Raw genomic sequence first — 19,973 nt, 5'->3', positions numbered from 1 at the left:
TGTTATTCTGGGCGGCCCTATCCTTTGGAGGCCGCTCATGACCCCAATCGTCCGCACCGCCACGCTCGAAGAAATCCACCGCCTTTACCAACGCATCCCCGAATTCGGTGGCCTGCATAGCCTGGCCGATCTGCAGCGGCGTATCGGTGCCGCCCCCGCCAGCCTGTTGATCGCCGAGATAGGCGGGCAGCCGGCCGGTTTCAAACTCGGTTATCAACGGCAGGAAACGGTGTTTTACAGCTGGCTGGGTGGCGTGCTGCCGACATGCCGTCGCCACGGCGTGGCGCAGGCCTTGTTGGCCGAACAGGAACGCTGGGCGCGGGCGCAGGGCTATCGCCAACTGACGGTCAAAACCCGTAACCGGTTCCGCGCCATGCTGACGATGCTGCTCGCCCATCACTATCAGATTGTTCAGCTGGAAAAGATAGGCGAAGTGGCTGATTATCGGCTATTACTGGAAAAAAACTTGTGACAACATCTGCCTTGCATTTCAACCTGGAATAGGTTGCGATACGACAGTGAATCCCTACCGGAAAGGAAGAAGGAAGCCCGATGCGTAAAGTAGCGAAATTGATGGGTATCAGCCTGCTGGCGCTTGGCCTCGCGGCCTGCGACGGCAACACCAAAGACACCAAGGCAGCGCCAGACGGCGCAGCGGCCAGCGCGCCGGCTGGGCAGCAGGTCAGCCTGCTGGACGGTAAACTGGCGTTCACCCTGCCGGTTGGCATGGCGGATCAGAGCGGCAAGCTGGGCAACCAGGCCAACAACATGCATGTTTACGCAGACAGCACCGGCCAGCGCGCGGTGATCGTCATCCTGGGCGACAAGACCGCCGACAGCCTGGAGACCCTGGCCAAGCGCCTGGAGAATACCCAGCGCGCGCGTGACGCCAACCTGCAGGTGATCACCAACAAAGCGCTCGACGTCAACGGCGTGCCGCTGCGTCAGTTGGACAGCATCATCACCAGCGGCGGTGAAAAAGCTTATTCCTCCGTCCTGATCGGTTCGCTGAACAACAACATGCTGACCATTCAGGTGACGCTGCCGGCGGACAATCAGCAGCAGGCGCAGACCGAAGCCGAAGGCATCATCTCCACCCTGAAGCTGAAGCAGTAATCCCACAGAGGGCCGGCTTGCCGGCCCTTTCGTTTTTACGTCAGCGCCTGCGCCAGCAAGGTGATCGGATGTTCGCAGCGCTTGCTGGTGGACATTTCTATCTGCCATTTGCAGGTTTCGCAGTCGGTCACCACCAGATCCACCCCGCTCTCTTCGATCTGCCGGAACAGCGGCGCGCCGATACCTTGCGAAGTGGCGTAGTTCTCCGATTTAAACCCGTAGGTGCCGGCGATGCCGCAGCACTGCGAATCCAGCACCACCAGCTCCAGCCCCGGTATCTGCCGCAGCAGCTCCAGGGTGTAGGCGGTCCAGCCCATTTTCTCCATATGGCAAGGCGTGTGATAAGCCACCCGCAGCGGCGTGTGCTGCAGCGGCAGGCTGCGCCCCTGATTGATCAGGCGATAGAGATAGCGCGTCGCCAGCTCCACCCGATCGCGCACCGGGGTAGTGTCCACGTCCAGCAGATGCGGGTATTCGTCGCGCAGGGTGAAGGTGCAGCTCGATGAGGTCGCCACCACCGGAATGCCGCGTTCCAGCACCGCTTCATGCAGCGATTCGGCGTTGACCCTGGCCTGCTTTTTGGCCTGCTCGATAAACCCGTTGGCGATCAGCGGCACGCCGCAGCATTTCTCGCGTTTCAGTAGCTGCACGCCGATATCCAGCGCGTTGAACACCCGGATCAAATCCTTGCCCAGCTGCGGATGGTTATAGTTGACGAAGCAGCCGTGGAAAAACGCCACCTGCTCGGCATAACGCTGCTGAGCCTGCACCTGTTGCCGGTACCAGCGGCGGAAGGTGCCGAACGAGTATTTCGGCAGTTCGCGACGGTGATCGATCTTCAGCGCCTTGTCCAACAGCTTGCGCACCGGTTTCAGCCCGGTAGCGGCGTTGACGATCGGCGCGAACGGCGTCGACAGCGAGCCCATGATGTCGGTGTGGCTGAGGATGGCGTCGCGCAGCGTCGGCTTGTTCTGGGCGAAGTCGGCGCGGGCGCGTTGAATGATATCGCCGATTTTGACGTCGGACGGGCAGGCCACTTCACAACGTTTGCAGTTGGTGCAGTATTTCAGCGCTTCGTCGTACAACGCCGGATCTTTCAGCCGCAGCCGCTCGCCGTCCGGCCCCGCCTGTTTCGGCCCCGGATAGAGCGGGTTCACTTTGGCGACCGGGCAGTAGGTGGTGCAGACGGTGCATTTGATGCAGCTTTCAAAGCTGTGGTCCTGATGCAGGCTCATGCGTTTTCCTCCGCGGCGATCTGCTGCGCGACGTGCAGCGCACCGATCAATGACACGCCGGCGCCGCAGCCTTGCTGCAGCGGATCGTAGCCGCCGGCGACCGCGCCGATGGCATACAGATTGTCGAACGGCATTCCCTGTTTCATCGCCCGCAGCCTGCCATCGGTGCGCACGCCAAACTGCAGATAAGGCTGCGGTGCAAACAGCTCGCGCCGGCTCCAGTCGGCGCGATCCGCGCGGCTGTGTACGTCCAGCTCGAAGATTGGCTCGCGCACCCCGTCGAAATTCGCCACCAGCCCGTTGCTGAAGAAGCTGCCGCTGGCCAGCACCACCTGCTGCGCCCGCAGCGGAATATCGCCGTGGTTGCGGGTATACAGGCCGGTGACGCGGCCGGCTTCACACTCGGCGCGCAGCACGCTGTCGCCAGGCATGAAAACGCCGCCCAGCTGTTGGAAACGCCGCCGCAGCGCCTGATGCAAGCGCATGCCGGGCACCGAAGGCGGCAGCGTCGGCAGCAGCCGGATCGGCTTGCCGACCGCATCCTGCAACACCGCCAGCGACGCATCGTCCTCCAGGCCCAGACAGGCAGGCAGGAAGAGCGCCTCGGCTTCCCCCGCCAGCCGCCGCAGCTCTTCGGCCATCGGCGGCAGGCTTTCCATCAAATCCAGTACCCGGGCGATGTTTACCGCGCGGAACTCGCTGGGGTTATTGCGCAATCGGTCCAGCGCCGGCATGTGCAGATAGGCCACCTCCGTCTCTACGCCGAGCTCGCGGCTCAGGGAGTCGGCGGCCATCTGCGGCTGGAAGTCGAGGAATCCTTCGATGCCGATCACCGCGATGCGCCGCCACGGCAGTTGGCCGGTCAGCGGCAGCGTCGGGATCGCCTGCGGGCTGAGCCAGGTGGCGCGGCGCGTGCCGAGCGGCGTAATACGCAGATGATTGCTGGCTCCCTCGCCCTGCAGGTTCAGCCCGCAGCGCTCCAGCAGCCGCTGTGCGGCGGCGGACAGCGCCGCCACCCGGCCAGGCCCGATCAGGGCATACGGATGCTGCGGCGCCTGTTGCGCCAGCTGCGGTAACGCCGCCAGCGGCATCTCGACCGGCGTACCGTCCGGCAATCTCGCCAGCAGATCGAGCGAACCGGAGGAGAAGTAGAGCGCGCTCTGGCCGGAACTGACCACCGCACAACGCTTGCCCTGTTCGGCCACGGCAATGGCGCAGCTCAGACCCGCCAGGCCGCCGCCAATCACCACTACGTCAAATCGCATCATCCGCCTCCCGCTCTTTGTCGGCCTGGGCTTCAAGCCCGCATAACCCCTGGTAAACCCAACTGGTAAATTCACTCTCGCGCAGCGCGTCGCCCCAGGCGATCGGCCGCACGCCTTTCCAGCGTTCGTTGAGGAACTGCGACAGCTGCGCGATGGATTGCTGCGGCGTGCTGACGTTAAAGCGCGTCAGCAGCCCAGCGGCGCGGCAGGCGCAGAGTTCGCCCTGGCAGGTGCCCATGCCGACGCGGGTGCGGCGGCGCAGATCCACCAGGTTATTGACGGTCAGCGAGTTGACCGCATAACGCACTTCCCCGGCGGTCACCGCCTCGCATTCGCACACCAGGCTGGTATCGAGCCGATCGGCCGCCGGCACCTGGCTGGCGCGATCGCCGTGACGATAAATTGCCGAACCGCGAATGCTGGCGGGCAGAGAAACCACGCTGCGCACCGTTTCCTCCGCCGACTGGCGGGATCCGGGCAACGCGTCCTGCGCAGTGGTGCACGGGCGGTTTACGCCAAGCTTCTCGCACACCTTGTCGGTGGCCCACTCCGCCATCAGGCGGTAGGTCATCAGCTTACCGCCGGTGATGGTGATAAACCCTTCCAGCCCGTCGCGGCTGGCGTGATCGAGCAGCACGATGCCGCGGCTGACGTTGCGCCCGCTAGGGTCGTCGTCGCTGGCCACCAGCGGCCGCACCCCGGCATAGGCGCGCAGAATGCGGGTCTGCGCCAGGGTGGGCGCCAGCAGCGCCCCCTCGCGGATCAGAATGTCCACCTCCTGCGGGGTCACCAGCATGTTGTCAATTTGGTCGTAGTCGATATGGGTCGAGGTGGTGCCGATCAACGAGATGGTGTCGCCCGGCACCAGGATGTCGGCGTCTGCCGGTTTGCGGCAGCGGTTGATCACCATGTTGTTGATGCGATGGCCGAGGATCAGCAGCGCCCCTTTGGCCGGGAACATGCGGATGCGCAAGTCGGCGTATTCGGCGATCTGCTGGCCCCAGATGCCGGCGGCGTTGACCACCACCGGCGCATGCAGCTCATAACGCCGCTGATTCTGATGGTCGTAAACGCGCACGCCCGTCACCCGATCGCCGCTGCGCAACAATCCCACCACCTGGTGGTAGGTCAGGATCTGCGCGCCGTGTTCGCGCGCGTCCAACATGTTGGCGGCGGTCAGCCGGAAAGGATCGACGGTGCCGTCCGGCACGCGCACCGCGCCGATCAGCGCCGGGTTAGCCGCCGGCTCCAGCCGCAGCGCCAGCTGCGGGTCGATCGCCTCGGCGTCGATGTCGGCCTGGCGACAGGCGGCGATAAACTGTTGCTGATAGTCCAGCGAGTCCTGCGGCAGGGTGATGAACAGCCCATTGGTGCGCTCGATACAGTGATGAGCGATACGTTTCAGGATGCGGTTTTCTTCGATGCACTCGCGCGCCGACTCGCCGTCGGTCACCGCATAGCGCGCACCGCTGTGCAATAAACCGTGGTTGCGGCCGGTGGCGCCGGTGGCGATGTCGTGGCGCTCCAGCAAAATGCAACGCAAGCCGCGCCGCGCACAGTCGCGGGCGATGCCTGCGCCGGTGGCGCCGCCGCCGATGATGATCACATCCGTTTCGCCGCCGTCAAAATAGCTGCTCATGTCGCTCCCTCAGGATCGGTAGTTATGAGCCTATTGAGCCACGGTTATTAGGGTCTTTGTTTGATAAGGAACAATAACGAACATAAAACGAAATAAAAATGACCACAAAAAACCATCAATGTGATCATAATCACGATTTTTGGACGTTTTTCTATTTCATAACGTTAACGAATCGCTCAAAATCCGCCGTGGTTTCATGAAAGTGTAACAATTGCGCCATTCGTCACAGCGACACCAGGCGTATTTGTCGACAATGGCGCTCGTTATGGAACACAAAAACACCACATTCGATATCCGCTCAATCATCAAATGAACGTAAAAGGTCATATTGATGTGATAACAGATAAAGCCATCGGAGGCGCTCATGTTGAGTATTTTTAAGCCGGCCGCACACACCGCCCGTGTGCCGAGCGATAAGGTAGATCCGCTCTACCGTAAGCTGCGCTGGCAAATTTTCCTGGGGATCTTCTTCGGTTACGCCGCCTACTACCTGGTGCGTAAGAACTTCACCCTGGCCATGCCTTACCTGATCGAACAAGGCTTCAGCCGCGGCGACCTCGGCTTCGCGCTGTCAGGCATCTCCATCGCCTACGGCTTCTCCAAATTCATCATGGGCTCGGTCTCCGACCGTTCCAACCCGCGGGTGTTCCTGCCCGCCGGCCTGATCCTGGCGGCGGCGGTGATGTTGTTCATGGGCTTCGTGCCGTGGGCCACCTCCAGCATCGCGGTGATGTTCGTTCTGCTGTTCCTGTGCGGCTGGTTCCAGGGCATGGGGTGGCCGCCGTGCGGCCGCACCATGGTGCACTGGTGGTCGCAGAAAGAACGCGGCGGCATCGTTTCCATCTGGAACTGCGCCCACAACGTGGGTGGCGGCCTGCCGCCGCTGCTGTTCCTGCTGGGTATGGCCTGGTTCAACGACTGGCACGCGGCGCTGTACATGCCGGCCTTCGGCGCCATCCTGGTGGCCCTGATCGCCTTCGCCCTGATGCGCGACACCCCGCAATCCTGTGGCCTGCCGCCGATTGAAGAGTACAAAAACGACTATCCGGACGACTACAGCGAAAAAGACGAAGAAGAGCTGACCGCCAAGCAGATCTTCATGCAGTACATTCTGCCGAACAAGCTGCTGTGGTACATCGCGGTCGCCAACGTGTTCGTCTATCTGCTGCGTTACGGCATTCTGGACTGGTCGCCGACTTACCTGAAAGAAGTGAAACACTTCGCGCTGGACAAATCTTCCTGGGCCTACTTCCTGTATGAATACGCCGGTATCCCGGGCACCCTGCTGTGCGGCTGGATGTCGGACAAAGTGTTCAAAGGCAACCGCGGCGCCACCGGCGTGTTCTTCATGACGCTGGTGACCATCGCCACCGTGGTGTTCTGGATGAACCCGGCCGGTAACCCGACCGTGGACATGATCTGTATGCTGGTCATCGGCTTCCTGATCTACGGCCCGGTGATGCTGATCGGCCTGCACGCGCTGGAGCTGGCACCGAAGAAAGCCGCCGGCACCGCCGCGGGCTTCACCGGCCTGTTCGGCTACCTGGGCGGCTCGGTTGCGGCCAGCGCCATCGTCGGTTACACCGTGGACTTCTTCGGTTGGGACGGCGGCTTCATGGTGATGATCGGCGGCGGCGTGCTGGCGGTTATCCTGCTGCTGCTGACCATGCTGAACGAAAAGAAACACCACGCGGAAATCGCCGCCAAGCGCGGTTAAGCGTCACACGACTTTTGCATGATTTAAAGGCCGCCCTGCGGCCTTTTTACTACCCTGCCCCCAACAACACGGAGAAAAACGGAATGCGGACTCAAGTCAAAGCCCTGCTGACAGGGATCATTCTCGCCACCTCGATGGTCAGCGCCGCACAGGCGGCGGACAAAGTGGTGATCGCCCACCGTGGCGCCAGCGGCTACCTGCCGGAACACACCCTGCCGGCGAAAGCGATGGCCTACGCCCAGGGCGCCGATTACCTCGAACAAGATCTGGTGATGACCAAGGACAACGAGCTGGTAGTGTTGCACGATCATTACCTCGATCGCGTCACCGACGTCGCCGAACGCTTCCCGGACCGCGCGCGCAAAGACGGCCGCTACTACGCCATCGACTTTACGCTGGCGGAGATCAAATCGCTGAAGTTCACCGAAGGCTTTGAAATCGAAAACGGCAAGAAGGTACAGGGTTATCCTGGCCGCTTCCCGATGGGCAAATCCGACTTCCGCGTACACACCTTCCAGGAAGAGATCGAGTTCGTGCAGGGTCTGAACCATTCGACCGGCAAGAACATCGGCATCTACCCGGAAATCAAGGCGCCTTGGTTCCACAAACAGGAAGGCAAAGACATCTCCAGCAAAGTGCTGGCGGTGCTCAAGCAGTACGGCTATACCGGCAAAAACGACAACGTCTACCTGCAGTGCTTCGACGCCAACGAGCTCAAACGTATCAAGAACGAGCTGGAGCCGAAGCTGGGTATGGATCTGAAGCTGGTGCAGCTGATCGCCTATAACGACTGGCAGGAAACCTACGAGCAGAAAGCCGATGGCAAGTGGGTAGAATACGACTACGACTGGATGTTCAAACCAGGCGCGATGAAGAAAATCGCTCAGTATGCCGACGGTATCGGGCCGGACTACCACATGCTGGTCGTGGCGGATAAATCCAAGCCGGGCCACATCGTGCTGACCGACATGGTGAAAGAAGCGCACGCCAGCAAGCTGGCGGTGCATCCGTTCACCATCCGCGCCGATGCGCTGCCGAAGTATGTTACCGACGTGAACCAGCTGTATGACGTGATTTACAACCAGGCCGGCGTCGACGGCGTGTTCACCGACTTCCCGGACAAGGGCGTGCAGTTCCTGCAGAAACAGGGCCAGCACAAGTAATGTCAAGGGCGCCGCAAGGCGCCCTTATTATTTCAGAGGAACATCTTGCGCAGGTAGTGCGGCACCGCGTTATCGACGTTGGAACCGATCACCTCCAACTCCGGCAGCATATCCTTCAGGCGCTGATGCGCATCGCGCATGATGCAACCCTTGCCGGCCATCGACAGCATCTCCAGATCGTTCATGCCGTCGCCGAAGGCGATGCACTCTTGCAGCGTATAGCCGATGATCTTGGCCACTTCTTCCAGCGCATGCCCTTTCGACACGCCGCCCGCCATCACTTCCAGGCAGGTCGGGAACGAGAAGCTGACATTGACCCGATCGCCCCAGCGCGCGTTGATGGCGTCTTCCACCTGCAGCAAACGCTCGTGATCTTCACAGGTGAAGTAAACCTTGCAGACGCCGTCGGTTTCCAGCAGGCCCGGCTCAAACAGCTGATATTTGAACACCGACTCCTGGAAGAATTCTTCCTGCTCCGGGCTTTCGCGGTTGGTAAACCAATCGTCGTTACGGTAGACGTTGGTGGTGATCTCCGGATCGTCGTGCAGCATGCCGTACAGATCGCGGGCGATATCCCCGTCCAGGTTATGGCTGAAAATCAGCTCGCCGGCGGTGTTATGCACCCGCGCGCCGTTGGAAGTGATCATAAAGGCGCTGATCTCCAGGCTGTCGCGGATCTGCCCCACGTCGATATGGTGGCGGCCGGTGGCGAACACGAAATGCACGCCGCGTTGGGTCAGCAACTTCAGCGTTTCTTTGGCGTACGGCGACAGGGTATGGTCGGGAGACAGCAGCGTGCCATCTAAATCGGAAGCGACGACGTGATACATAGCGTTATGTTCTAACCTCTGATGGAGTTGTCGGCGGCAGCGCGCCGCCTAAGTGTTGAGCAAAGAAGCGCAGGATTGCGTTCAGTGCTTCGGCGCGCATCGCGTCCCGCTCGAACAGGATCTCATGGCGTGCGCCGTTGATAACCCACGGGAGCCCCCCTTCGCAAGGGCGCCCCGCGTCTGACAGAGCCTGACAAAAAGCCTGGTGCGAACGGTTGTCGACCACCCGCTCCTCACCGGCTTGCAAAAGCAACAGCGGCGTTGTTATCTCCCCGGCCTGAGCGATAATCTGCCGGCCGGCACGAATGCTCTCCCGCACCCAATGGTAGGTCGGCCCGCCCACCTGCAGCTCGGGGTAATCGGCATAATAGCGCAGGCTGCGCCGATAGCGTTCGCGGCTGTGGGTCAACACGTTAACCACATAGGGCAGCGGCCGCCACTGGCCGGTGCCCACCGCGTAATAGTCGCGGATCGCCGGGCGGGTCTCCGCCCAGTCGAGAATGCGGTCGGCCAGCCAGCCCGGCATCGGCAACTGGATGCCGAACATCGGCGCGCAAAACGCCGCCGCGTCGAACGCCTGCGGCCGACGCTGCAGGAACTGCGCCAGGATCGCGCCACCCATCGAATGCGCCAGCGCGAAGCGCTGCCGATAACCGCGCGATTCGACCTCGCGCTGCCAAAGCTGCTCGAAATCGTCCACGTAGTCGGCGAAGTTTACCACATGACCGCGGTGCGTATCCGCCAGTAAACGGCCGGAGCGCCCCTGGCCACGATGATCGACGATCACCACATCGTAACCGCAGTGGAACAGATCGTAGGCCACCTCGGGGTATTTCACGTAGCTTTCGATGCGGCCGGGGCTGACCACCACCACTCGCTGATGCCGTGCGGAGCGAAAACGCACAAAGCGGATCGGCACGCCGTCCACGCCGCTGAACTCGCCTTCTTCCCGCAGCCGCCAGAAGTCCAGCAGCGGCCCGGTGGCGAAGGCAGCGAACTGCGTTTCACGCGTTAACCAGTCATCGGAGCTGAGAGTGAACGAGGCCATCGAGAGCGTTTTCCCTGTGGGGCCGGCGGAAAATGTGACCGCTGGCACAAGAAATCATACTAGCGTATTGTGATTCAATTCTTACAAAAAACGGCGCCGCCTCGGCGCATTGTGGCACAAAACGACACTTTCAGGGAGCCGAGAACCATGACCTTGGACTGGTGGTTAACCTACCTGCTGACCACGCTTATCCTCAGCCTGTCCCCCGGCTCAGGCGCCATCAATACCATGAGCACCGGCATCAGCCACGGCTATCGCGGCGCCGCCGCATCGATCGCCGGGCTGCAGGTCGGGCTGAGCGCGCACATCGTGCTGGTGGGCATCGGCCTCGGCGCGCTGATTTCTCAATCGCTGCTGGCGTTCGAACTGCTGAAATGGCTGGGCGCCGCCTACCTGGTGTGGCTCGGCATCCAGCAATGGCGCGCCGCCGGGGCGCTGGATCTGCATGCGCTGGCGGGCAGCATGCCGCGCCGCCGTCTGTTCCGCCGTGCGGTGCTGGTCAACCTGACCAACACGAAAAGCATCGTGTTTCTCGCCGCGCTGTTCCCACAGTTTATCTTGCCCAATCAGCCGCAGGCCGAGCAGTATCTGGTGCTCGGTGTCACCACCGTGGTGGTGGATATTCTGGTGATGATCGGTTACGCCACCCTGGCGACGCGCATCGCCGGCTGGCTGAGAACCCCGCGCCAGATGCAACTGCTTAACCGGGTGTTCGGTTCGCTGTTCATTTTGGTGGCGGGGCTGCTGGCGACCGCCCGCAAAGCCTGACAAAAAAGGCCGGGCATCGCTGCTCGGCCTTTGGCGTTTCACTGCCGGTCAACGGGTAAAGATCAGGTGTAACCCGAAGCCGGTAAACAGCACGCCCGCCACCCCGTCTATCCACTTGGCCAACCGCTGATAGCCGCGGCGCATCGCCGGCAGCGCAAACACCACCGCCACCAGGCTGAACCAGACGAAGGTCTCGGCGACGATCAGCAAGAACAGCCCCCAGCGCGCCCCGGCGCCGACGCTGTCGCCGACGAACAGCGAGAACACGCTGCCGAAATAGATCACCGCTTTCGGGTTGGACAGATTGGTCAGGAAACCGCGAATAAAGCTGCGCCCGGCCTTCGGCAACGCCACCTGGGCCTCCGCCGCCGGCTGCGCTTGCTGCGCCCGCGCGGAGCGCAGCAGTTGCCACCCCATCCAGCACAGGTAAATGCCGCCGCCGACCATGATGATCTGATGCAGCCAGGCCATCTTCTGCAGGATCAGATGCAGCCCCATCAACGCCACGCCGGCCCACACCACGATGCCGAGCGAAATGCCGACTACGCCCATCATCGCCTCGCGGCGCGAGCGGCTGGCGGCGGTTTGCGACACGAAAAAGAAGTCCGGCCCCGGGCTCATCAGCGCAATCAGATGCACCAGCGCCACGGTGAGAAACAGCATCAGCATGATTTATCGCCCTCAGTCTTCATCATTGTCGAGATGGTCGCGGATCATCGCCATAAAGGGCGCGCCGAAACGCTCCAGTTTGCGCTGGCCGACGCCGTTGACGCTCAGCAGATCGCCGGCCTTAATCGGCATCTGTTCGGCCATTTCCAGCAGCGTGGCGTCGTTGAAAACCACGTAGGGCGGAATATTTTCTTCGTCGGCGATCGACTTGCGCAGTTTGCGCAGCTTGGCGAACAGCTTGCGATCGTAATTGCCGCCGTAGGATTTCTGGTTGGCGCTGCCGCGCGACTTCAGGCTCTGGATACGCGGCACCGCCAGCTGCAGCGCCACCTCGCCGCGCAACACCGGACGCGCCGCCTCGGTCAATTGCAGCGCCGAGTGCATGGCGATGTTCTGGGTGATAAAACCCAGGTGGATCAGCTGGCGCAGCACGCTGGTCCAGTGTTCGGTGGTTTGATCGCGGCCGATGCCGTACACCGGCAGCTTGTCGTGACCGTATTCGCGAATGCGCTGGTTGTTGGAGCCGCGCAGCACTTCCACAATGTACCCTAGGCCGAAGCGCTGACCGACGCGGTACACGCAGGACAGCGCTTTGCGCGCATCCTCCAGCCCGTCGTAACGTTTGGGGGGATCGAGGCAGATGTCGCAGTTGCCGCAGTTCTCGTGCTTGCCTTCGCCGAAGTAGTTGAGCAGCACCAGGCGGCGGCAGGTTTGCGCCTCGGCGAACGCGCCCATGGCGTTCAGCTTGTGGCGCTCGATGTCCAACTGCTGCCCGGCGGGTTTTTCCTCCAGGCAGCGGCGCAGCCAGGCCATGTCGGCCGGATCGTACAGCAGGATGGCTTCGGCCGGCAGGCCATCGCGCCCGGCGCGGCCGGTCTCCTGATAATAGGATTCGATATTGCGCGGGATGTCGAAATGCACCACGAAGCGCACGTTAGGTTTATTGATGCCCATGCCGAAGGCGACGGTGGCCACCACCACCTGCAGATCGTCACGCTGGAACGCTTCCTGCACCTGCGCGCGGCGATCGTTGTCCAGCCCGGCGTGGTAGGCGCCGACGCTCAGCCCGCGGCTTTGCAGGCGCGCGGCGGTGTCTTCCACCTTGGCGCGGCTGTTGCAATAGATAATGCCGCTCTTGCCGCGCTGATCCTGCACGAAGCGCCACAGCTGATCGAGCGGTTTGAATTTTTCCACCAGCGTGTAGCGGATGTTCGGCCGGTCGAAGCTGCTGACCTGCACCAGCGGATCCTGCAACGACAGCAGGCGCACGATATCACCGCGGGTGGACTCGTCGGCGGTGGCGGTCAGCGCGATCACCGGCATCGACGGGAAGCGCTGTTTCAGCTGACCCAGCGCGCGATATTCCGGCCGGAAGTCATGGCCCCACTGCGAAATACAGTGCGCCTCATCCACCGCCAGCATCGCCGGCGGGCAGTGGTCGAGCAGGTTGAGGAAGCTTTCCATCATCAGCCGTTCCGGCGCGATGTACAGCATCTTGATGGTGCCGTTGCGGCAGCCGGCCATGACGTCCAGCTGCTCCTCACGGGTTTGCGTCGAGTTATAGCAGGCGGCGGAAACGCCGTAGGCCAACAGTTGGTCGACCTGATCCTTCATCAGCGAGATCAGCGGGGAAACCACCAGCGTCAGGCCGTCCATCACCAGCGCAGGGATTTGGTAGCACAACGACTTGCCGCCGCCGGTCGGCATTACCACCAGGCAATCCTGCCCGCCGATCGCGGCGTTGATAATCGTTTGTTGGCCCGGACGGAATTGCTGGTAGCCGAAGGTATCGCGCAATACCTGCTCGGCCAGCAACTCTCTGTTAATCACTGCTGCGGTTGACACACACTTCCCCATTTTTTCATCGGTACACACCCACCGGGTATGATTACATAATATCGTTCAGCATGACACCAACGCCCACCCGTGTCTGCCGGAAGTTGTAGTCGATCAGCGATTCGCCGTAGCCGCTGAACACCTGGGTATAGAAACGCACGTTGCGGGTGATCGGATAGCTCCAGCCCAGCTCCGCGCCGCCGTAGCCGCTGTTCCAGTTATAGTGGCTGTCGACGCTGAACACGCTGTCGCCCCAGGCGTAACCGACCTTCAACCGGTAGTATCCCATGTATTTGGTGATGTCCGGGTTGTCATCGTTGCTCGAGCTCTCCGAGAAGCGGAACCAGGGCTTGAGATCCACCTGCCAGTTGCCGTTTTGCGCCATCAGCCGCGCATAGCCGCGATTCCAGCTGCGCGACGTCGGATCAGAGCGGCCGTTAGACTGGTGGTTAACGCCGATTTCAATATCGCGCAACGTCCAACCAGCAAAGCGGTAATCGGTCGCCCACCCTACGAACAGCTGCGGCTCGTAGTTGGTCTCGCGGAACGGTGAAGACTCGCCGCGGTTGGACAATTGCCACCAAGAGCGCTGAGTATAAGACGCGCCGAGCACCGAGTTGTCGCCGGCAATGCCCCGCCACAGCGGAAACGCCAGGCTAAGCTGGTATTTCACCTCGTCCTTGCGCGCCTTGTCGGCCCAGTTGTACGTCTTGATGGCTTCTTTGTTGATATCGCTGGTGTCGGTATACAGCAGGTAATTGGGATCGTAAGGATACAGCGTGAACGGATTATCGTGCTCCTGCAGCAGGTTGGCGATAATGCTGCCGCGCACCGCCGGCTTATCGTGAATCTGCTGCTCTTTGGCTTCCTCAGCCAATGCCAGCGCCGGCATCAGCAGCGTGGCGGAAACGATCCCTGACAAAATGCGCATAACCTCTCCTCACTCCAACGAAAAAGGGCAATCCCGGAAAAAATCAGGCCATTTTACACACAAAGGAGGCTTTCCCGCAGCGCAGGCCGGTTTTATTGGAATAGTCTGGAAAGCAACAAAGGTTAAGCATAAAATCAACATTCCATTAACCTGGACTGACCAGTTAGCTCCTTTAAAACGCAAAAGAAAAACGGAAACCCGCTATGTCGACCACAGCACTGACCCTGGAAGCCGCCCGCCGCAAGATCGGCGAAATCTTTGTCTACCACATGCCGTTCAACCGCGAGCTTGGCCTGGAGCTGCGCCGCTTCGACGATGATTACGTCGAGTTGAGCTTCACCAACCAGCGCAAGCTGGTGGGCAACGCCGCACAGGAGATTTTGCACGGCGGCGTGATCGCCGCGGTGCTTGACGTCGCCGCCGGATTGGCCTGCGCCGGCGGCGTGCTGACGCGCATGGAGCCGCTGATCGAAGAAGAGATCGCCGCCAAGCTGTCGCGCATGGGCACCATCGATCTGCGCGTCGACTATCTGCGCCCCGGCCGCGGCGAGCACTTCGTCGCCTCCGCCAGCGTGCTGCGCAGCGGCAACAAGGTCGCCGTCGCGCGCGTAGAACTGCATAACCACGACGGCCTGCATATCGCGACCGCCACCGCCACCTATCTGGTCGGCTGATGATTGTGTGCGGTGAGCGTCTTCAGTACACTCACCGCATCTTACGTTCCCCACCCGAGTGACGTCATGGACGCAAAGCAAACGCGTCAGGGCATTTTCTTCGCCCTGGCCGCCTATTTTATGTGGGGCATCGCCCCGGCCTATTTCAAACTGATCCAGCAAGTATCCGCGGACGAGATCCTCACCCACCGGATCATCTGGTCGTTTTTCTTCATGCTGGCGCTGATCACGCTGGGCCGCAACTGGCCGAAAGTGCGCGCCGCCTGCCAAAACCGCAAACGGCTGCTGCTGCTGGCAGTCACCGCGCTGTTGATCGGCGGCAACTGGCTGCTGTTCATCTGGGCGGTGAACAACCACCATATGCTGGAAGCCAGCCTGGGCTATTTCATCAACCCGCTGGTTAACGTGCTGTTGGGAATGCTGTTTCTCGGCGAGCGCTTCCGCCGCATGCAGTGGGTGGCGGTGGCGCTGGCGTTCACCGGGGTGCTGGTGCAGCTCTGGCAGTTCGGCTCGTTGCCGATCATCGGTCTGGGGCTGGCGTTCAGCTTCGCCTTCTACGGCCTGCTGCGCAAGAAAATCGCCATCGACGCCCAGACCGGCATGCTGATTGAGACGCTGTGGCTGCTGCCGGTGGCGGCGGCCTATCTGTTCCTGTTCGCCGACAGCCCCACCAGCCACCTGAGCGCCAACCCGTGGTCGCTGAACCTGCTGTTGGTCGCCGCCGGCATCGTCACCACCGTACCGCTGCTGTGCTTCACCGCGGCGGCTACCCGGTTGCGCCTGTCGACGCTGGGTTTCTTCCAGTATCTCGGCCCGACGTTGATGTTCCTGCTGGCGGTCACCTTCTACGGTGAGACCATCGGCCAGGATAAGCTGGTGACCTTCGGCTTTATCTGGGCGGCGCTGATCCTGTTCACCCTCGACGCGCTCTACACCCAGCGCAAGCTGCGCTGAGCCCGGCGCCGCCGGGTTACAGCCAGTTCTTGCGCTTGAAGTACAGGTATGGGGCCAGACCGGCCAGGATCATCAAGGTGATGGCGCCCGGATAGCCGAATGACCACCTCAGTTCCGGCATGAATTCGAAGTTCATGCCGTAGCTGGAAGCCACCAGCGTAGGCGGCAGGAACACCACCGACACCACCGAGAAGATCTTGATGATGCGGTTCTGTTCGATGTTGATGAAGCCCATCGCCGCCTGCATCAGGAAGTTCACCTTTTGGAACAGCGATTCGTTGTGCGGTAGCAGGGATTCGATGTCGCGCAGCACTTCACGCGCCTGCTCCAGCTGGCCGGTTGGCAGACGCGCCTTGCGCACCAGGAAGTTGAGCGCGCGCTGGGTATCCATCAGACACAAACGCACCTTCCAGCCGATATCTTCCAGCTCCGCCAGCGTCGACAGCGCGGCGTCGTATTCGTCGCCCTGATGCCCTTCCATGATCACCCGGCTGAGCTGTTCCAGATCGCTGTAGATGTTCTCTATCTCGTCCGCCAGCTGTTCAATCTTGGTTTCGAACAGATCCAGCAGCAGTTCGTAGGCGTTGCCTTCGAGCATGGTCTGGTTGCGGGCGCGCATGCGGTACAGGCGAAACGCCGGCAGTTCACGCTCGCGCAGGGTATACAGGCGGCCGTCGCGGATGGTGAACGCCACCGTGGAGTTGCCGGCGTGATCTTCCGCATCTTCAAAGTAGAAGAAGGAGTGGATATGCAGACCGTCTTCGTCTTCGAAGAAACGGGCGGAGGCTTCGATGTCGTCCAGTTCGGGACGCGTCGCCAGGCTTTGTCCCAGCTCATTCTGCACGCGCTCACGCTCGCCCTCTTCCGGCTCGACCAGGTCAACCCACAGCGATGACGTGAGATCATCCGAGTCGTCCAGCTCCAGACGGGACAAGCGGCGGTTATCTAATTTAAAAGCGCTCAGCATGTGCCAAAACTCCGTGAAGGTAACGGGTGCGGACAACGCGTTGAAGCACAGAAACAGAGGGGATGCGTATCACCGATTTGTTTCAGACCATGAAGAGATCTGACTCATAGCGACGCTTTGCGGGGTCGCCGACAACCACGAAGGCTATCAGCAAAAACGGAGAGCCTTAGAAGTTATACCTGCGGCGCAGGTCAGTGAGCCAGTATCTACTGGGTGTGTCCAAGGCGTCTGTCCTCAATGATAATAGTGCGCGCATGTTACGCCGAGAAGAAAAAGCCTGTCAACACGTTAGGCGGGATAATTGCGCAACAAATCATCACGATGATCAATGGCAGAAATGGCGCGTAAACCGTACTGAAAAAGTCGCGGCGATCGCTTACCGCCACCAAGAATGTTGCTAAGATGACATCACCCTGATGGTACGACAAGCATGCGGATTTAAACGATGAAACAGATTACCGCCCATGAACTGACCGCGATGAGCGAACAGGCCGCCAGCGTGGCCCGCCTGCGCGCGCACCGCACCTTACACGAAGAGCTGAGCGACCCAGTGCAACGCCTGGCGATCGCCATGGAACCCGGCACCTATATCCGCCCACACCGCCACCCGCAAACCTGGGAGCTGCTGACGCCGCTGCGCGGCCGTTTTGTCGTGTTGCAGTTCAACGATGACGGCGTCGTGACGCAGCGCACCCTGCTCGGCGAAGAAACCAAAGTGCTGGAGATGCCGGCATTTACCTGGCATGCGGTGCTGTCGGTCGATGCCGGCGGCGTGGTGTTCGAAGTGAAGCAGGGCCCGTATCAGGCGCTGACCGAAGAGGACTGCATGCAATGGGCGCCGCAGGAAGGCGGCGAAGGCACCGAAACGGTGATGCGCTGGTATGCCACCGCGCAGGTCGGCGATCGCTACCCTCACGGATGATAATGAACGATTGCAGGGGCGTGCCCCTGCAACTCTCCCCTCTCTTTATACCGTTTCCAGGCGAGCGTAGGCCGCCACCAGCCACTTGATGCCCTCGCCCGGGAAGGCGATCTGCAGCCGGCTGTGCTCGCCGCTGCCTTCCAGATTGACGATGGTGCCTTCGCCAAACTTGGGATGGCGCACGCGCTGGCCCAGCTTGTAGCCGGTATCGTTCTCGCTGATCGGCGTGCCCATGCGGCGGTGATTGACCGGCCGCGATACGCTGGCGCGCAGGCGCACTTCTTCCACGCACTCTTCCGGCAGTTCGCCGATAAAGCGCGACGGCCGATGGTAAACCTCTTTGCCGTACAGACGGCGCGTTTCGGCGTAGGTCAGCGTCAGCTTCTGCATGGCGCGCGTTACGCCCACATAGGCCAGACGGCGCTCCTCCTCCAGACGGCCGCCTTCATCCAGCGACATCTGGCTCGGGAACATGCCTTCTTCCATACCGACGATAAACACCAGCGGGAACTCCAGGCCCTTGGCGGAGTGCAGGGTCATCAGCTGCACCGCGTCCTGATAGGCGTCGGCCTGGCCTTCGCCCGCCTCCAGCGCCGCATGCGACAGGAACGCCTGCAGCGGCATCAGATCCTGATCTTCGTCCTGATAGCTGAACTGACGCGTCGCCGTCACCAGCTCCTCAAGGTTTTCGATACGTGCCTGCCCCTTTTCGCCCTTCTCCTGCTCATACATGATGAACAGCCCGGAATCGCGGATCACCCGGTCGGTCTGCACGTGCAGCGGCATATCGGCGGTTTCATGCGCCAGCGACTCCACCAGTTCGATGAAACGCTGCAGCGCCGAGGCGGCACGGCCGGCCAACACCTTGTCCTGCATCAGCTCGCGCGTCGCCTGCCACAGCGTCAGCTGGCGATCGCGCGCCGCCTGGCGCACCACGTCGAGGGTGCGATCGCCGATGCCGCGCGTCGGGGTGTTGACCACGCGCTCGAAGGCCGCATCGTCGTTGCGGTTGGAAATGAGGCGCAGATAAGCCAGCGCATCCTTGATTTCCTGACGTTCGAAGAAGCGCTGGCCGCCGTAGATGCGGTACGGCATCGCCGTCTGCAGCAGCGCCTCTTCCAGCACGCGCGACTGGGCGTTGCTGCGGTACAGGATGGCGCAGTCGTTCAGCGCACCGCCGTTGTCCTGCCAGGTCTTGATGCGGTTGACCACGAAGCGCGCTTCGTCGAGTTCGTTGAAGGCGCAGTAGATGGAAATCGGCTCGCCTTCGCCGCCTTCGGTCCACAGGTTTTTGCCCATGCGCCCGTCGTTGTTGGCGATCAGGGTGTTAGCCGCTTTCAGGATGTTGCTGGTGGAACGGTAGTTCTGCTCCAGGCGGATGGTTTCCGCGCCGGGGAAGTCCTTCAGGAAGCGCTGGATGTTTTCCACCTGCGCGCCGCGCCAGCCGTAGATCGACTGGTCATCGTCGCCGACGATCATCACGTTGCTGTTGCCGCCCGCCAGCAGGCGGATCCAGGCGTACTGGATGCTGTTGGTATCCTGGAATTCGTCCACCAGCACGTTGGTGAAACGTTCGCGGTAGTGGTTGAGGATATGCGGCTTGTTCAGCCACAGCTCGTGTGCGCGCAGCAGCAACTCAGCGAAATCCACCAGCCCCGCGCGATCGCAGGCTTCCTGGTAGGCTTGGTAGATGCGCAGCCAGGTGGCCTCTACCGGGTTGTTGTAGGTCTCGACGTGCTGCGGGCGCAGACCCTCGTCTTTCTTGCCGTTGATGTACCACATCGCCTGACGCGGCGGCCACTGCTTCTCGTCAACGTTCAGCGCCTTGATGATACGCTTGAGCAGCCGAAGTTGGTCGTCGCTGTCGAGGATCTGGAAATCTTGCGGCAGGTTGGCTTCCAGGTGGTGGGCGCGCAACAGACGGTGCGCCAGGCCGTGGAAGGTGCCGATCCACATGCCGCCCTGGCTGGTGCCGATCAGATGTTCGATACGGTGGCGCATTTCCGCCGCCGCCTTGTTGGTGAAGGTCACCGCCATGATCGAATACGGCGAACAGTTCTCCACCGACAGCAGCCAGGCGATGCGATGCACCAGCACCCGCGTCTTGCCGCTGCCCGCCCCGGCCAGAACCAACAGGTTGCTGCGCGGCGCCGCCACGGCTTCACGTTGTTTTTCATTCAGGCTGTCGAGCAGATCGGAGACGTCCATAGGCACCACTAATGGTTAAGGGAAAACCCGC

Annotated in this window: 18 protein-coding genes; 8 read left to right on the top strand and 10 right to left on the bottom strand. The window is 61.5% G+C overall.

What is annotated here, in order from left to right:
- Positions 1-37: 37 nt before the first annotated feature.
- Together QDT79_RS05265 and QDT79_RS05260 are read left to right on the top strand one after the other, a co-directional pair.
- Positions 38-472: a GNAT family N-acetyltransferase gene (locus QDT79_RS05265; RefSeq protein ID WP_063989066.1), complete on the top strand. Its 435-nt coding sequence runs from the start codon at positions 38-40 to the stop codon at positions 470-472.
- A gap of 80 nt (positions 473-552) precedes the next feature.
- Positions 553-1,116 (top strand): DcrB family lipoprotein, encoded by a 564-nt coding sequence (locus QDT79_RS05260; RefSeq protein ID WP_025304887.1) that lies wholly within the window; start codon positions 553-555, stop codon positions 1,114-1,116.
- A 35-nt stretch (positions 1,117-1,151) separates the two neighbouring features.
- Here QDT79_RS05260 and glpC read toward each other — a convergent pair whose 3' ends face one another.
- From glpC to glpA, 3 genes are read right to left on the bottom strand one after another with little or no spacing between them, the layout of a single operon-like run.
- Positions 1,152-2,351 (bottom strand): anaerobic glycerol-3-phosphate dehydrogenase subunit GlpC, encoded by a 1,200-nt coding sequence (glpC, locus tag QDT79_RS05255; protein ID WP_063989067.1) that lies wholly within the window; start codon positions 2,349-2,351, stop codon positions 1,152-1,154.
- The gene (gene glpB / locus QDT79_RS05250) at positions 2,348-3,616 is read right to left on the bottom strand and encodes a glycerol-3-phosphate dehydrogenase subunit GlpB (protein ID WP_197817060.1); all 1,269 of its coding nucleotides are present in this window, start codon (positions 3,614-3,616) and stop codon (positions 2,348-2,350) included. The genes glpC and glpB overlap by 4 nt, the downstream gene beginning before the upstream one ends.
- Positions 3,606-5,255, bottom strand: a complete 1,650-nt coding sequence (gene glpA, locus QDT79_RS05245; protein WP_308316260.1) for an anaerobic glycerol-3-phosphate dehydrogenase subunit A — start codon at positions 5,253-5,255, stop codon at positions 3,606-3,608. The genes glpB and glpA overlap by 11 nt, the downstream gene beginning before the upstream one ends.
- 364 nt (positions 5,256-5,619) lie before the next feature.
- Between glpA and glpT the strand changes: the two genes are divergently transcribed.
- A complete protein-coding gene (gene glpT / locus QDT79_RS05240; RefSeq protein WP_063989070.1) occupies positions 5,620-6,972 on the top strand; it encodes a glycerol-3-phosphate transporter in 1,353 nt (450 codons plus the stop codon).
- A gap of 83 nt (positions 6,973-7,055) precedes the next feature.
- Positions 7,056-8,135, top strand: coding sequence for a glycerophosphodiester phosphodiesterase (gene glpQ, locus QDT79_RS05235; RefSeq protein ID WP_019452531.1), 1,080 nt, complete (start codon positions 7,056-7,058; stop codon positions 8,133-8,135).
- 32 nt (positions 8,136-8,167) lie between these two features.
- Here glpQ and yigL read toward each other — a convergent pair whose 3' ends face one another.
- Both yigL and pldB read right to left on the bottom strand, forming a co-directional pair.
- Positions 8,168-8,965, bottom strand: coding sequence for a sugar/pyridoxal phosphate phosphatase YigL (yigL, locus tag QDT79_RS05230; protein WP_063989071.1), 798 nt, complete (start codon positions 8,963-8,965; stop codon positions 8,168-8,170).
- 4 nt (positions 8,966-8,969) lie between these two features.
- Positions 8,970-10,013, bottom strand: coding sequence for a lysophospholipase L2 (gene pldB / locus QDT79_RS05225; protein WP_308316259.1), 1,044 nt, complete (start codon positions 10,011-10,013; stop codon positions 8,970-8,972).
- 147 nt (positions 10,014-10,160) lie between these two features.
- Between pldB and rhtB the strand changes: the two genes are divergently transcribed.
- A complete protein-coding gene (gene rhtB, locus QDT79_RS05220; protein WP_308316258.1) occupies positions 10,161-10,781 on the top strand; it encodes a homoserine/homoserine lactone efflux protein in 621 nt (206 codons plus the stop codon).
- Positions 10,782-10,829: 48 nt separating this feature from the next.
- Here the strand turns inward: rhtB and rhtC are convergent, their stop codons facing one another.
- From rhtC to pldA, 3 genes are read right to left on the bottom strand one after another with little or no spacing between them, the layout of a single operon-like run.
- Positions 10,830-11,450, bottom strand: a complete 621-nt coding sequence (gene rhtC / locus QDT79_RS05215) for a threonine export protein RhtC (protein WP_016929486.1) — start codon at positions 11,448-11,450, stop codon at positions 10,830-10,832.
- A gap of 12 nt (positions 11,451-11,462) precedes the next feature.
- Positions 11,463-13,295 carry an ATP-dependent DNA helicase RecQ gene (gene recQ / locus QDT79_RS05210; protein WP_033636658.1) on the bottom strand — a complete coding sequence of 611 codons (1,833 nt, stop codon included), beginning with the start codon at positions 13,293-13,295 and terminating at the stop codon, positions 11,463-11,465.
- A 43-nt stretch (positions 13,296-13,338) separates the two neighbouring features.
- Positions 13,339-14,217, bottom strand: coding sequence for a phospholipase A (gene pldA, locus QDT79_RS05205; protein WP_063989073.1), 879 nt, complete (start codon positions 14,215-14,217; stop codon positions 13,339-13,341).
- 203 nt (positions 14,218-14,420) lie between these two features.
- Here pldA and QDT79_RS05200 point away from each other — a divergent pair, with 203 nt between their 5' ends.
- Both QDT79_RS05200 and rarD read left to right on the top strand, forming a co-directional pair.
- Positions 14,421-14,891, top strand: a complete 471-nt coding sequence (locus QDT79_RS05200) for a thioesterase family protein (RefSeq protein ID WP_004934267.1) — start codon at positions 14,421-14,423, stop codon at positions 14,889-14,891.
- 66 nt (positions 14,892-14,957) lie between these two features.
- Entirely contained in the window at positions 14,958-15,845 is an 888-nt protein-coding gene (gene rarD, locus QDT79_RS05195; RefSeq protein WP_025304876.1) for an EamA family transporter RarD, read from the top strand.
- Positions 15,846-15,861: 16 nt separating this feature from the next.
- On the opposite strand, the gene corA is transcribed toward rarD, so the two are convergent.
- The gene (gene corA, locus QDT79_RS05190; protein ID WP_063989074.1) at positions 15,862-16,812 is read right to left on the bottom strand and encodes a magnesium/cobalt transporter CorA; all 951 of its coding nucleotides are present in this window, start codon (positions 16,810-16,812) and stop codon (positions 15,862-15,864) included.
- 445 nt (positions 16,813-17,257) lie between these two features.
- Between corA and QDT79_RS05185 the strand changes: the two genes are divergently transcribed.
- Positions 17,258-17,734 (top strand): WbuC family cupin fold metalloprotein, encoded by a 477-nt coding sequence (locus QDT79_RS05185; protein WP_063989075.1) that lies wholly within the window; start codon positions 17,258-17,260, stop codon positions 17,732-17,734.
- Between the two features lie 45 nt (positions 17,735-17,779).
- Here the strand turns inward: QDT79_RS05185 and uvrD are convergent, their stop codons facing one another.
- A complete protein-coding gene (gene uvrD, locus QDT79_RS05180; protein WP_033649640.1) occupies positions 17,780-19,942 on the bottom strand; it encodes a DNA helicase II in 2,163 nt (720 codons plus the stop codon).
- Positions 19,943-19,973: the final 31 nt, after the last annotated feature.

It is taken from the genome of Serratia marcescens, assembly GCF_029846115.1.
GTDB lineage: Bacteria > Pseudomonadota > Gammaproteobacteria > Enterobacterales > Enterobacteriaceae > Serratia > Serratia marcescens_L.
This window is presented reverse-complemented; position numbering and strand designations above follow the sequence as displayed.